At 70.2% G+C, this 12814-nt stretch carries 12 protein-coding genes, 1 tRNA gene and 1 pseudogene; 6 read left to right on the top strand and 8 right to left on the bottom strand.

Annotated features, from left to right (window positions below):
- Nucleotides 1-19: 19 nt before the first annotated feature.
- The 4 genes from KBZ10_RS17180 to KBZ10_RS17165 form a co-directional block, all read right to left on the bottom strand.
- Nucleotides 20-943 carry a hypothetical protein gene (locus KBZ10_RS17180; protein WP_210988529.1) on the bottom strand — a complete coding sequence of 308 codons (924 nt, stop codon included), beginning with the start codon at nucleotides 941-943 and terminating at the stop codon, nucleotides 20-22.
- Nucleotides 944-1083: 140 nt separating this feature from the next.
- Nucleotides 1084-1800 carry a 50S ribosomal protein L1 gene (rplA, locus tag KBZ10_RS17175; protein ID WP_210988528.1) on the bottom strand — a complete coding sequence of 239 codons (717 nt, stop codon included), beginning with the start codon at nucleotides 1798-1800 and terminating at the stop codon, nucleotides 1084-1086.
- Nucleotides 1801-1891: 91 nt separating this feature from the next.
- A complete protein-coding gene (gene rplK, locus KBZ10_RS17170) occupies nucleotides 1892-2326 on the bottom strand; it encodes a 50S ribosomal protein L11 (protein WP_019707809.1) in 435 nt (144 codons plus the stop codon).
- Between the two features lie 896 nt (nucleotides 2327-3222).
- Complete coding sequence (locus tag KBZ10_RS17165; RefSeq protein ID WP_210988527.1) at nucleotides 3223-3957, bottom strand: GntR family transcriptional regulator; 735 nt, start codon at nucleotides 3955-3957, stop codon at nucleotides 3223-3225.
- A gap of 230 nt (nucleotides 3958-4187) precedes the next feature.
- On the opposite strand from KBZ10_RS17165, the gene KBZ10_RS17160 reads away from it, so the two are divergent.
- From KBZ10_RS17160 to KBZ10_RS17145, 4 genes are read left to right on the top strand one after another with little or no spacing between them, the layout of a single operon-like run.
- Complete coding sequence (locus tag KBZ10_RS17160) at nucleotides 4188-4928, top strand: helix-turn-helix transcriptional regulator (RefSeq protein ID WP_210988526.1); 741 nt, start codon at nucleotides 4188-4190, stop codon at nucleotides 4926-4928.
- Nucleotides 4925-6349 carry a replication initiator protein RepSA gene (gene repSA / locus KBZ10_RS17155; RefSeq protein ID WP_210988525.1) on the top strand — a complete coding sequence of 475 codons (1425 nt, stop codon included), beginning with the start codon at nucleotides 4925-4927 and terminating at the stop codon, nucleotides 6347-6349. Before KBZ10_RS17160 ends, repSA begins: the two co-directional genes overlap by 4 nt.
- A 2-nt stretch (nucleotides 6350-6351) precedes the next feature.
- The gene (locus KBZ10_RS17150) at nucleotides 6352-6546 is read left to right on the top strand and encodes an AlpA family transcriptional regulator (protein ID WP_125623142.1); all 195 of its coding nucleotides are present in this window, start codon (nucleotides 6352-6354) and stop codon (nucleotides 6544-6546) included.
- Entirely contained in the window at nucleotides 6546-7793 is a 1248-nt protein-coding gene (locus KBZ10_RS17145) for a site-specific integrase (RefSeq protein ID WP_210988524.1), read from the top strand. Before KBZ10_RS17150 ends, KBZ10_RS17145 begins: the two co-directional genes overlap by 1 nt.
- 74 nt (nucleotides 7794-7867) lie before the next feature.
- Here the strand turns inward: KBZ10_RS17145 and nusG are convergent, their stop codons facing one another.
- The 3 genes from nusG to KBZ10_RS17130 all read right to left on the bottom strand — a co-directional run bounded on the left by nusG (nucleotide 7868) and on the right by KBZ10_RS17130 (nucleotide 9284).
- The gene (nusG, locus tag KBZ10_RS17140; protein ID WP_210988523.1) at nucleotides 7868-8740 is read right to left on the bottom strand and encodes a transcription termination/antitermination protein NusG; all 873 of its coding nucleotides are present in this window, start codon (nucleotides 8738-8740) and stop codon (nucleotides 7868-7870) included.
- A gap of 73 nt (nucleotides 8741-8813) precedes the next feature.
- Complete coding sequence (gene secE / locus KBZ10_RS17135; RefSeq protein ID WP_210988522.1) at nucleotides 8814-9104, bottom strand: preprotein translocase subunit SecE; 291 nt, start codon at nucleotides 9102-9104, stop codon at nucleotides 8814-8816.
- A 107-nt stretch (nucleotides 9105-9211) separates the two neighbouring features.
- Nucleotides 9212-9284, bottom strand: a tRNA-Trp gene (locus KBZ10_RS17130).
- 237 nt (nucleotides 9285-9521) lie between these two features.
- Between KBZ10_RS17130 and KBZ10_RS17125 the strand changes: the two are divergent.
- Nucleotides 9522-10145 (top strand): annotated as a pseudogene (locus KBZ10_RS17125) (aminotransferase class I/II-fold pyridoxal phosphate-dependent enzyme); the annotation flags it as partial.
- A 116-nt stretch (nucleotides 10146-10261) separates the two neighbouring features.
- A complete protein-coding gene (locus tag KBZ10_RS17120) occupies nucleotides 10262-11320 on the top strand; it encodes an adenosine deaminase (RefSeq protein WP_210988521.1) in 1059 nt (352 codons plus the stop codon).
- A 204-nt stretch (nucleotides 11321-11524) separates the two neighbouring features.
- Here the strand turns inward: KBZ10_RS17120 and KBZ10_RS17115 are convergent, their stop codons facing one another.
- On the bottom strand, nucleotides 11525-12580 hold the full coding sequence (locus tag KBZ10_RS17115) for a UDP-N-acetylmuramate dehydrogenase (RefSeq protein ID WP_210988520.1): 1056 nt from the start codon (nucleotides 12578-12580) through the stop codon (nucleotides 11525-11527).
- Nucleotides 12581-12814: the final 234 nt, after the last annotated feature.

Genomic DNA, 12814 nt, shown 5'->3' with positions numbered 1-12814 from the left:
GGGACGGCGCACCGGCCGATCAGGCTCCGGCCGCCAGCTCCTCCATCATCTCGGTGAAGTCGAAGGTCTCGGCCGCCGGCGGTGCCGTCACATCCGCCTTCGCCCCGTAATCGGAGTAGACGGCCGATATGTTCACCGTGCCCTCCGGGCTGTCCATGCCGATGTCCATCTTCACCGGGTAGTTGTCCTCGTTGACCCAGACCTCGGTGTCGTAGCCCGTGATCCCGCTCTTCTCCAGATTGGCGATGAGCTCCTTGCGCTCCTTCGCGTCCAGCAGCTTGAGCGACTCGTTGGCCTCCATCATCTCCTTGACCGAGAGCGTGCCCTTGTAGTGCCGGGTCTGCATGCCCTCGACCTTCTCCTCGCCGAGGTCCTTCAGGTTGGGGGACTCGAGCAGCATCGCCATCTGCTGGGCGGGATCCTGGTTCATCTCCTCCAGGCCGCCGGTCATCTGCTTGCTGAGCGCCTCGTCCCCGGAAGCCTCCGCCATCGCGGCGATGTCCATCTTCATCCAGCGCTTGCCGTCCATCTCCGCGCCGGCCTCGGCACCCATGTCCATGTACATGACGTTGTCCAGCCACATCATGCGCATGGACTTCGGGCCGCCCTTCGCGCCGCCCCCGTTCGCCAGCGCGGAACCGCTCATGGTCATATCCATGACCATCGGGTCCCAGCCCATGACCCCGGACATCTCCATCTCGCCGCCGCCCTCCGCGGAGTCGGGCATCGACATGGTCATCCGGACCTTCGCCGACTTCGCCTCCGCGGTCTTCTCAAAGGCCGCGGTGATGGCCTCGGCCGGCGACAGGATCGTCTTCTGCTCCCCTGCGGCCTTCTCCGGCGCACCGGAGGTCTTCTCGTCGCCCCCACAGCCCGCCACACCGGCGAGCACCGCCACGGACGCCGCAGCGGCGCCCAGGCGCTTCCACACGGACTTGTTCATTTCCCCGCCCCTCACTTCTGTCTGGTTGCGCCTGCACGGTAGCGCAGTCCGCTGACACAGCGAACGGACATACGACAGGCCCCGCGCCTCAGAATGAGGTGCGGGGCCCGTCGGTCACAGCGTGCCGCTGCCGTCGTCGGTCAGACGGCGGCCTCCTCCTCAAGGAGGTTGCGGGTGCGGTTGGCGTCCAGCTGGATGCCGGGGCCCATCGTGGTGCTCAGAGTCGCCTTCTTGATGTAGCGGCCCTTGGCGGCGGACGGCTTGAGGCGGGTGATCTCCTCCAGCGCGGCGCCGTAGTTCTCCACCAGCTGCTTCTCGTCGAAGGAGAGCTTGCCGATGATGAAGTGGAGGTTCGCGTGCTTGTCGACGCGGAACTCGATCTTGCCGCCCTTGATCTCGGTCACGGCCTTGGCCACGTCCGGGGTCACGGTGCCGGTCTTCGGGTTCGGCATCAGGCCACGGGGACCGAGCACGCGGCCCAGGCGGCCGACCTTGCCCATGAGGTCCGGGGTGGCGACGACGGCGTCGAAGTCCAGACGGCCCTTGGAGACCTCGTCGATCAGTTCGTCGGAGCCGACGATGTCGGCGCCCGCGGCCTCCGCGGCCGCTGCACGCTCACCGGTCGCGAAGACCAGGACCCGGGCGGTCTTGCCGGTGCCGTGCGGAAGGTTCACGGTGCCGCGCACCATCTGGTCCGCCTTGCGCGGGTCGACACCCAGGCGCATGGCGACCTCGACGGTCGCGTCGAACTTGGTGGGAGAGGTCTCCTTGGCCAGACGGACGGCCTCGAGCGGGGCGTAGAGCTTGCCCGTCTCGATCTTGGCGTCCGCAGCGCGGAGGGACTTGCTGCGCTTCACTGCTGCTCCTCGGGTTCTTGGGAGTCGTGGTGCGGGCCGCGCCGGCCCTTCCACGGTGACGGTGCGAGGGGGCCCTCGACCGGGACGGGCGTCAGCCCTCGACCGTGACGCCCATGGAGCGGGCGGTGCCGGCGATGATCTTCTCGGCGGCGTCCAGGTCGTTGGCGTTCAGGTCGGGCATCTTGGTGGTGGCGATCTCACGCACCTGGTCGCGGGTGATCTTCGCGACCTTCTTGACGTGCGGCTCGCCGGAGCCCTTGTCCACGCCCGCGGCCTTGAGGATCAGCTTCGCGGCCGGCGGGGTCTTCGTCACGAAGGTGAAGGAGCGGTCCTCGTAGACCGTGATCTCCACCGGCACGACCATGCCGCGCTGCGACTCGGTCGCGGCGTTGTAGGCCTTGCAGAACTCCATGATGTTGACGCCGTGCTGGCCCAGCGCCGGGCCGACCGGCGGGGCCGGGTTGGCGGCGCCGGCCTGGATCTGGAGCTTGATCAGCCCCGTGACCTTCTTCTTCTTGGGAGGCATTGCTCTCTCCGGGTCCTAGTGAGAGGTTTCCGCCCCGGTCCGGTCATCCGGACGGAGGCATACCGCACCACGATAGCGGGTAGGACAGTGCGGCCAAAAACCGAGCAGGTCAGACGGTCCCCGTGCTCCCGCGCACGGGATGTCCGGAGAGCCGTCCGACCTGTTCGGAAGCTGTCTCGGGCGCGGCCCCGGAGGGGCGGGCGCCCGGTTCCTAGTTCTTCTGGAAGTGATACGAGAAGTCTCTCACGTGGGATTCTCCCTCGCCACGCCCTTCTGACCTGCATTGGCGCGCTGATTGGCTGTCATGGTCTGTCAACGCCGGTTCTCCTTGGACGGCCCACGGACGGCCCGTCTGTCTAGCCTTCTTGATCGCGTCTCGCCTTCAAGATCGCTTCGCGCGCAGCCGGTGAGAAGTCCTGGCCGCAGGCTCTACAGACGTAGTCGCCTGTCTGGGCGCCTAGGTACCGCTCCTTGTCGAATCCGGCTGAATGGTCGCAAGGCGTCTGATCTATACCTGAGTGAGTCATAGCGACAGCGTAGGGACCGCGTGAGGTCGGTGGAGCAGGTTTGGGCGGTGGCCTGCCCGGTCTGGGGTCGAGCATGATCAGGGGGCCGTACGCTTGCCAGCAACTCGGGCAGGCTTCACCCCTGCCCGCAATGTGACCGAGTGGCCCCCTGGTCTTGCTCGACGCGGGACCCGGACCGGGGAGGTGCCTAAAGCTGCGGAGCCGACCGGCCCCGCCGGCCTTTTCCTCGGGCCCGTTGCACGTAGCGCGCCGCCGGGCGCGGCCAGCCGGGGCGAAGACAGGAGGCAGGCCGCGCCGCAGAGGCGGCGCGCGCCCGCGCCGTGCGCGGGCCTTGATGAGGTAGAGAAACCTGTAACCGACTTGCTGGGCTCAGCTGCTCAGGCGGTACTCAAGGACGTAGGAACCGGCGTCCAGCAACATCTGATTCACTTCGACCGGTCGGTCCTCAGCCGTGTAGGCGATACGGCAGATCTCAACTACGGGCGTACCTGGGGCCAATCCCAGAGCGGTCCGCTCGTCCTCGCTGGGCATGCGGGCGCGCAGTTCTTCACTGAACCGCACTGGTTCGGCTCCGAGTTCGGCAAGACGGGCGTAGCTTCCACCCGGGCCGGTGTTCTCCTGAGCGATGGCAGTCCCCCGTACCAGTTCGGCCGGAAGGTATGACGTAGCCATCTGAACCGGACGGTCTTCCACCACGAACTTGCGGCTTCGAACGATCACCGGGGCGCCGGGTTCCATGTTCAGGCAACGGCTCACCTGGTGAGGTGCCTCGGTCTCGTAGACCTGCACGTCGGCCACCAGAGGCCGCTGGGCCACGTCCGCAGACCAGATGGATTGTCCAGCAGCCCACCGCGACTTAGCCAAGCGATCATTCGCCACACGCCGGATCGGACGGAACTGTCGAACGTAGGTCCCGGAGCCTGGGCGAGCGACGGCGAGTCCTTCGCTCACAAGGATCTTGAGGGCCTGGTTCGCGGTCATCTTGGCTACGCCGTACTTGCGTACGAGCGACGGTTCACCGGGCAGTCGATCACCCGGTGTCAGCTCACCGGACTCGATCAGCGCCCGGAGATCGTCGGCGATCTGCCGCGCAGTCTCGGGCATGCTCCACTCTCCGTGCTCCCTAGGGTGGTTTCTCTTCCCACCCTAGCGCACCCCCCCTGTGCACACCCCCCGGTGCGCGGCCGCACGAGACCCGGATAAGCCCGTTGACATCCCTAGGGAGGATCGGGGAATATCTCCCTAGGGAGGTAGAACTCCCACGCAAGAAGGGGCGACGCCCTACCGCCAAGCAGACGCGTCGCCCCTCGTGTCCCTCGAAGGGAGCTTCCATCATGCCCGCGACGCTGACTGCGACGCACTCCCAGACATGTAACGAACGGCTTCGTGGCGCCATGGTCGCCGCGAACGTGACGATCGAGGGCCTCGCCGACCGGCTCCGCATCGATCCCAAGTCGGTGGAGCGGTGGATCACCTCGGATCGCACTCCGCACGCGAGGAACGCGCACGCCGCTGCGAAGATCCTGCACGCGGACGCCTACCACCTGTGGCCGCGTCTGGATGAACGTCGCCGGTCGGTGGCCACGCCCCGGGATGAGCTGGTGACCTGCTACCCGACGCGGAGCGTGGTCCCGCTGGACCTGTGGCGCTCGCTGCTGGCCGATGCGGTCGGCACCATCGACATGGCGGTGGCGAACCCGCTGTTCCTGGCGGACGCGGTGTGGGACCTGCCCGGCCTGCTCGCCGACAAGGCCGCCGCCGGTGTCCGGGTGCGCCTGGTCGGACCGGCCTCCGGATCTCCGGCAACGGTGGCGGACGTCTTCCCCTCGCTGCTGTCGGTGCCCGGTATCCGGCTGGCCGAGCACGGAGGACTGCACGCTGATGTGGTCCGGGCCGATGATGACTTGATCGTCACCACTCCGGTGGATGGCATGGCCCCGGTCCTCTCCCCGGTCATGCACCTGCGCCGCCTCGGCCCGGCCCCGCTGACCTCTGGCTACCTGACCGCCCTGGATCACCTCTTCGCCACCGCCACCCCGGTCCGCGCTCCCCGGCTGCGGGCGGTGGTCGCATGACGGCCCAGTCCGTCGCCCCTGCGGCCGTGGCCGGTGCTGCGGCCGCTTGCGGCGTTGACCCCGTGCCCCTGGCCGACCTGCTCCGGGTGGCGAACTCGCCCGGCTTCGACCGCTGGCAGGAACAGATCCGCCGCACCGGTGGCTGCTCGGACCCCATCCACCTGCAAGGCTCCACGGTCACCCGTGACGCGCGGACCGGGGATGTCCTGTACTCCTACAGCACCGATGCCGAGCCGGGTGGTCGGCTGCGGGTCGCCTGCGGTAACCGCCGGGCCTCGCGCTGTCCCTCCTGCGCCTGGACCTACGCCGGGGACACCTTCCACCTGATCCGCGCGGGCCTGGTCGGCGACCCCGGGAAAGGCGTCGCTCCCACGGTGCGGGCGCACCCGAAGGTGTTCGCCACCCTGACCGCCCCGTCCTTCGGCCCGGTCCACAACCGTCCCGCCTCCGGCCGCTGCCGCTGCGGTGCCGTCCATCCGGAGGGAGCTCCCGAACTCGGCACGCCCCTGGACGCGGAGCGCTACGACTACGCGCATGCCGTGCTGTGGAACAACCATGCCGGGGATCTGTGGCGCCGCTTCACGATCTACCTGCGCCGGGAGATCGCTGCCCGTGCCGGGCTCTCCCAATCCGCATTGAGGGAGGTGTGCCGGGTCTCCTTCGGCAAGGTCGCCGAGTTCCAGAAGCGCGGCGCGGTCCACTTCCACGCCATCGTGCGCCTCGACGGCCCCGACGGTCCCGGAGACGTCCCGCCCGCCTGGGCCCGGGTCGAGCTGCTGTCCGAGGCGATCCAGGCTGCCGCCCGGCGGGTCTGCGTCCCGGTCCCGGCCGCCGGTGACTTCCCCGCCCGGGTCCTGCGCTGGGGCGATCAGGTGGACGTACGCCCCATCGGCACGGACGACGGCCAGGAGCTGACCGAGCAGGCGGTGGCGGCCTACGTGGCCAAGTACGCCACCAAAGCGGCCGAGACCACCGGCACCGTGGACCGCCGGATCGGAGAGCTGCGCGAGCTGGACCGGCTGGCCGACCTGCCCGCCCACACCCGCCGCCTGATCGAAGCCTGCGCCGACCTGGATGCGGCCTACCCGGACCGCAAGCTCTGGGCCTGGGCCCACATGCTCGGCTTCCGGGGCCACTTCTCCACCAAGTCCCGCCGCTACTCCACCACCCTCGGCGCGCTCCGCCAGGTCCGGGCCGACTACCGCGCCCGGCAGGAACGCGCCGCTCGCGGCCTCCCGGACCCGGACGACCTGGAGGGCTCCACGCTGGTCCTCGCGCACTGGACCTACGCCGGACACGGCCACACCCCCGGCGAATCCTGGCTCGCCTCCACTATCGCCCGGGACATCCGCACCAACCGCGAAACCGCCCGCGAAGCCCTGGCAGACCTGCCCGGCCTGGACGACGACGGGGAGTGGTGACCGTGCGCCGACAGCTTCCCACCCGCTACCTGACCCCCATCGACCTCGCGGACCTGCTCGGGGTGCCCGTCGAAACCGTGTACCAGTGGCGCCGCAAGCGCACCGGTCCCCGCGGCTTCCGGGTTGGCCGGCACCTGCGCTTCGACCCCGAAGACGTACGGGCCTGGGTCGAGTCCCAGATGGAAGGAGCTGCCTGATGGCCGGGCACATACAAGACCGCTGGTACAAGACCGAACCCGGCCCGGACGGCAAGCCCGTCAAGGTCAAGACCGACCGGCACGGCTCCGGCCTGCGCTACCGCGCCCGATACATCGGCCCGGACGGCTCGGAGAAGTCCAAGAGCTTCCCCGACCGGCAGAAACGCCACGCTGAGCAGTGGCTGGCCCACATCGAAGCCGACATGTCGCGCGGCCAGTACATCGACCCGAAGGCCGGGAAGATCACATTTCAGCAGTACGCCACGGACTGGCTGGCCTCTCAGACGACAGACCCGAGTACTCGCGTGGCGGTCGAGAGCCGGTTACGGCTGCACGCCTTCCCCCACCTGGGGAACCGGCCGCTCTCGTCCTTCCAGCCGTCGCACCTGCGTGCATGGGTCCGCCTACTGGAAGACACCGGGGCTGCCAGCTCGTACCGCCGTGTGATCTTCGGGAACGTCTCGGCGGTCCTGTCGGCCGCGGTCGATGACGGCTACCTGGCCCGCAACCCGTGCCGGGCGGGCTCGGTCCGGCCTCCGAAGCCTTCGCCCGGGCGGGTGACGCCCTGGTCGGCTGATCGGGTCTTCGCTGTCCGTGAGGGCCTGCCCGACCGCTTCCGGGCAATGATCGACGTCGGCGCCGGATGCGGGCTGCGACAGGGGGAGATCTTCGGTTTGCCCGTGGACGACGTTGATCCCTTGGCGGGCAGGCTGCACGTCACTCAGCAGATCAAGTTGGTGAACGGGCATCTGCTCTTCGCGCCGCCGAAGAACGGCAAGCTCCGTGACGTGCCTCTCCCCGATTCGGTCGCCCGTGCCCTGGCCGAGCACGTGACTGCCTTCCCTCCAGTGGAGATCACCTTGCCGTGGTTGCGGCCGGACGGTCCGCCTGTGACCAAGCTGCTCTACTTCACGGGCGCTGAGCTGGGTGCGCTTCGGCGGACCGACTTCAACCGGCACGTCTGGAAACGCGCGCTCGTTGCAGCCGGGGTGATCCCTGAGCCGGGGCCCGGGGAGCGGTACAAGGAAGCCCGTGAAGATGGGATGCACGCGCTACGGCACTTCTACGCCTCGGTGCTCCTGGACGCGGGCGAGAGCATCAAGGCCGTGAGCGCCTACCTCGGCCACGCTGACGCGGGCTTCACGCTGCGGACGTACACGCACCTGATGCCTGCCAGTGAGACCCGTACCCGCAAGGCTGTCGATGCGGTCTATCGCAAAGCCTGGGGGCGGCCCACGGCCCGGTGACGGCCTCCAGCACGCGAGAGAGCCCCTGCCCAACGGAAACCGCTGGTCAGGGGCTCTTTCGTGAGCTAGAACACTCAGTTCTTCTGGATCTGGTCGAAACTCAGCTCGACCGGGGTCTCGCGGCCGAAGATCTCGACCAGGCCCTTGACCTTCTTCGAGTCGGCGTTGATCTCGTTGATGGTGGCCTGCAGGGTGGCGAACGGGCCGTCGGTGACGGTGACCGAGTCGCCGACCTCGAAGTCCAGCACCTGAACCTCGACCTTGCGGCTGGGCACCGGGACACCCGCCTCCTCGGCCGCGGCCTTGGCGGCCTTCTCCTCGGCCTCCGGGGCGAGCATCTTGACGATCTCGTCCAGCGTCAGCGGGTACGGGTCGTAGGCGTTCCCCACGAAGCCGGTGACACCCGGGGTGTTCCGGACGACGCCCCAGGACTCGTTCGTCAGATCCATGCGCACCAGCACATAGCCGGGGAGCTTGTTCTGGCGGACGTTCTTCCGCTCCCCGTTCTTGATCTGGACGATCTCTTCCTCGGGGACCTCGGCCTGGTAGATGAACTCCTCGACGTTCAGCGAGACGGCGCGCTGCTCCAGGTTGGCCTTCACGCGCTTCTCGTAACCGGCGTACGTGTGGATCACGTACCACTCGCCGGGGAGGGCGCGCAGCTCGCGGCGGAGCTCTTCGACCGGGTCGGCCTGGGGCTCCTCGGCCACGGCGGGCTCGGCGGACGCCTCGTCCTCCGCGCCTTCCGCTGCCTCGGCCACGCCCTCGGCGGACTCGGCCGGCTCCGCGGTCTCGGCCACGGCCGGCTCCGCCGGCTCCGCGGCCGGTCCGGTGCTCTCGGTGCCGTCGCCGACCGTGTCCGGTGCAGCCTGGGCCGCCTCGGCCGTCGCCGCAGCCTCTTCGCCCTCGTCGGGCTCGATGGCGTCGTTCAGGTTCGGGTCAGACACGGTGGCTGCTTCTTCCTGGCTTCAAGGGGTTGAACATGCGTCGTGGGGCGCCGAGAGCGGCGCCGACGCGGGATCAGCCGAAGACGTACTTGACGGCCTCGGCGAATCCAAAGTCAATCACAGTCACCAGGGCAATCATGATGACGACGAAGATGATCACCACGGTGGTGTAGGTCGTGAGCTGGTTGCGGGTGGGCCAGACGACCTTCCGCAGCTCGGCCACGATCTGCCGGTAGAAGAGCGCGAGCCGGCCCAGAGGACCCTTCTTGCCGCGCTTGCCGCCGCGCCGGACCTTCTTCTGCTCATCCGCCTCGTCGGACCGACCGCTCTCAGGCGTGTCGATGGAGCCCAGGGCGTCCGTCACTCGTCCTCACCTGAATCCGGGTCGTGGCCGTGCCGCGCCCGGTGGAGCCGCACGGCGGTGCGTTGTCGTACGTACCTGCGCACACATCCTGGCGAAGATGCGTGTAGCAGGGCCGGAGGGACTTGAACCCCCAACCGCTGGTTTTGGAGACCAGTGCTCTACCAATTGAGCTACGACCCTTTGTCCCCCTCAACCTACCGCATCCGGCGCGCCCCATGGAGTGGGCGTGACCGGAACGGCCGTGAGGGCCAACGCCCAGTGAGTGTACGTGTTCTGCGGCCGGGCGTCGAACAGGTACCGGCCCGGGGCCCGCACGGGACCGGCCCGGCCGTTCCCCCAACGACCGCCCGCCCCTCCCGAGACGGGCGTTCCGTCCGCACCGCACCGCCCCGGACCGGCCGGCGGGTGTCCGCCCGTATCGCCGCGATCTCCGAGTCCGCGACTCTCGCCGGTGCCACCGGTCCCCCCGGCCGGCGGCCTGCCCGAGCTCGGGGCCGCCATCGCCGAGAGGACCCGGCGCGATTCCGGCTACGAGATCGAGGCCTCGCAGGTGCTCGTCACCAACGGCGGCCAGCAGGCGGTCCACGAGGCGTTCGCCACGCTGCTCGATCCGGGCGACGAGGTCATCGTCCCCGCCCCGTACCGGACCACCTGTCCGGAGCCGATCCGGCTGGCCGGCGGGGTGTCGGTGCCGGTCATCGCGGACGAGACCACCGGCTACCGGGTCACCGTGGAGCGGCTGGAGGCGGCGCGCGCCGGGAACACCAGGATGCTGCTGTTCGTCTCACCCTCGAACCCGACCGGAGCCGTCCACGGCCGGGCGGAGGTGGAGGCGATCGGCCGCTGGGCGGCCGGGACGGCCTGTGGGTGATGACGGACGAGATCCGCGAACACCTCGTGTACGGCGACGCCCGGTTCACGTCGACGCCCGTGGTGGTGCCGGAGCTGCGGGACAGGTGCGTGGTCGTGAACGGCGTGGCCGAGACGTACGCCATGACCGGCTGGCGCGTCGGCCGGGTGATCGGCCCGCGGGACGTGATCGGGGGGCGGCCGGTCCGCAGTCGCACGCGAGTCGGCCGGCGGCACGCGGAAGCGTTCGGAGAGGCGGATTCCGGAATCCCTACCGTGGCGGGCGGGTCATACGGCAGGATTTTGGGATGTCGCCGCACCACCACGGGAATCCCCCGCTCCCCCGCACTGTCACACGCGATGTCCGGCTGCTGCCGAAGGCCCATCTGCATCTGCACTTCACCGGCTCGATGCGGCCCACCACGCTGCTCGAACTCGCCGACAAACACGGTGTGCACCTGCCGGAGGCGCTGAGCGGCGGCGAGCCCCCGAAGCTGCGGGCGACGGACGAGCGGGGCTGGTTCCGGTTCCAGCGGCTCTACGACATCGCCCGGTCGTGCCTGCGGACCGCCGAGGACATCCAGCGGCTGGTGCGCGAGGCCGCGCAGGAGGACGCGCGGGACGGTTCCGGCTGGCTGGAGATCCAGGTCGACCCCACCTCGTACGCGCCGCGCCTCGGCGGGCTCATCCCCGCCATGGAGATCATCCTGGACGCGGTGGACGCGGCGTCGCGGGAGACGGGCGTCGGGATGCGGGTGCTCGTGGCGGCGAACCGGGTGAAGCACCCGCTGGACGCGCGCACCCTGGCTCGGCTGGCCGTGCGCTACGCGGACCGCGGGGTGATCGGCTTCGGGCTGTCGAACGACGAACGGCGGGGATTCGCGCGGGACTTCGACCGGGCGTTCGCCATCGCCCGGGCCGGCGGGCTGATCGCCGCCCCGCACGGGGGCGAGCTGTCGGGGCCCGGCAGCGTACGGGACTGCCTGGACGATCTGCACGCCGACCGGGTGGGCCACGGGGTGCGGGCCGCGGAGGACCCGCGGCTGCTGGAGCGGCTGGCCGAACGGGGCGTGGCCTGCGAGGTCTGCCCGGCGTCCAACGTGGCGCTGGGCGTCTACGAGAAGCCGGAGGACGTGCCCCTGCGGAAGCTGTTCGACGCGGGGGTGCCGGTGGCGCTGGGAGCGGACGACCCGCTGCTGTTCGGGTCGCGACTGGCGGACCAGTACGAGCTCGTCCGGTCGGTGCAGGGGTTCACCGATGCGGAGCTGGCCGAACTGGCGCGGCAGTCCGTGCGGGCGTCCAGGGCCCCGGAGGACGTGCGGAAGCGGATGCTCCGCGGCATCGACGACTGGCTCGCGGCCGAGTAGGGGAAGCGGCCGCGCAGGGGAAGCGGCGGAACGGGTGGCGAGCCGGAAGCGGCCGCGCAGGGCGGGGCACCGCCGCCCGGTCCGTCCGCTCCCGGAGGCCGCGCGGCGTTCGTACGGTGCCGTCCTATCCCGGGGGCCGGGCGGCGTTCGTACGGTGCCGCGGCGGCCCGCGGGCGCCGGCGCAGCAGCATCCGCGCGAATGCGCTAGAGGCTGACGCCCACCGTCACCGGTTCGTTGACCAGGGTCACCCCGAAGGCGTCGCGTACACCGTCGCGGACCTCCCGGGCCAGGGCGAGGAGGTCCTCGGTCGTGGCCTCACCGCGGTTGGTGAGCGCCAGGGTGTGCTTGCCGGAGATACGGGCCGGGCCGGTGCCGTAGCCCTTCGTGAAACCGGCCTTGTCGATCAGCCAGGCAGCCGAGGTCTTGACCCGCCCCTTCCCCGCCGGATACGCGGGAGGCTCGGCGCCGGGACCGAGGCGGTCGGCGACGCGCGCCAGGAAGGCGGCGTGCTCGTCGGCGTCCAGAACGGGGTTGGTGAAGAAGGAGCCCGCGGACCAGGTGTCGTGATCCTCCGGGTCCAGCACCATGCCCTTGCCGGCACGGAGTCCGAGGACGGTCTCCCGGGCGGCGGAGGCCGGGACACGCTCGCCCGGCTCGACTCCCAGGACACGGGCCGTCTCGGCGTACTTCAGGGGCGCCGACAGACCGCCCGCGTCCTCCAGTTCGAAGCGCACGCGCAGGACGACATGGCGGTCGGGGTCGGACTTGAAACGGCTGTGGCGGTAGGAGAAGCCGCACTCCGCGCCGGGGATGGTCACCGTCTCGCCGGACAGCCGGTCGTAGGCCACCACCTCGGTGAGCGTGGTGGCCACCTCCTGCCCGTAGGCCCCGACGTTCTGGATGGGCGTCGCCCCGGCGGAGCCCGGGATGCCGGCGAGGCACTCGACCCCGGCAAGGCCCGCGTCGACGGTGCGGGCCACGGCGTCGGACCAGTTCTCCCCGGCAGCCAGTTCGAGCCGGGTGCCGTCGAGCTCGAAGCCGCGGGTGGCGATGCGCAGGGCCGTGCCGTCGAATCCCTTGTCGGAGATGACGAGGTTGCTGCCGCCGCCGATGAGGAGGAGCGGGGTGCCCGCGGCGTCGGCTTCGCGGACGGCCGCGACCACCTCTTCGTCCGTCACCGCGGTGACCAGGCGGTTGGCCGGGCCGCCGAGGCGGAAGGTGGTGAGCGGGGCCAGCGGGGCGTCGTGGAGTACCTGCACGGTCACAGCGTACGGGGCCGCCTCCGGCGCGGCCGTGCCCGGCCCGGGCGGGGCCGCCTCCGGCGCGGGCGTGCCCAACCGGGGCGGGGGCGGTTCCGAGCCGGGTGCTCGTCGCGTGCCGGGCGCGGCGCCGGTTCACCGCGCTTCGCGCGGGTGTTCTCCCTCCCGCCCGCCCGTTTCCCCGGAGCGGAGGAACGGGCGGGCGGGGCGGGGCCGGGGTGGGGTGGGGTGGTG

It is taken from the genome of Streptomyces sp. F63 (genome assembly GCF_018070345.1).
Classification (GTDB): Bacteria; Actinomycetota; Actinomycetes; order Streptomycetales; family Streptomycetaceae; genus Streptomyces.
Note: the sequence above shows the minus strand (reverse complement) of the source record. Positions and strands in the feature narration are given on the sequence as shown.